The organism is Aeromicrobium phragmitis, from assembly GCF_003674095.1.
Taxonomy (GTDB): domain Bacteria; phylum Actinomycetota; class Actinomycetes; order Propionibacteriales; family Nocardioidaceae; genus Aeromicrobium; species Aeromicrobium phragmitis.
On the sequence record NZ_RDBF01000212.1, the window covers coordinates 1 to 343 of the forward strand.

Below are 343 nucleotides of genomic sequence, written 5' to 3' on the forward strand. Positions count from 1 at the left end.
CACCGGTGTCGCACCCATCCCCGCCTCATCGGGCCAAACCCGCCGGATGCGACTGCACCGCGGCGGCGACCGGCAAGCCAACAAAACCATCCACATGATCGCCGTCGGCCGGCTCAAGAACCACCAACCCGCGATCGACTACCTCGAGCGCCGCCTCAGCGAAGGCCTGTCCAAAAAGGACGCCATCAGAGCGATGAAACGACTCATCGCCCGAGAACTCCACGGAGCACTCAAAGCCGACCTCAAAGCACTTGACGCACTATAGGAACGTCCACTCCCCGACGGCCCGACCTCAGGCGACAACCTCTGGGCGTTGTGCGGCACCATCACAAACTCAAGACCT

Annotated in this window: 1 protein-coding gene; it reads left to right on the forward strand. The window is 62.7% G+C overall.

From position 1 onward, the window contains the following. Positions 1-265, forward strand: a 265-nt coding sequence (locus D9V41_RS17015; protein ID WP_166376121.1) for a transposase, incomplete at its 5' end; no start/stop codon positions are given. Between the last annotated feature and the right edge of the window lie 78 nt (positions 266-343).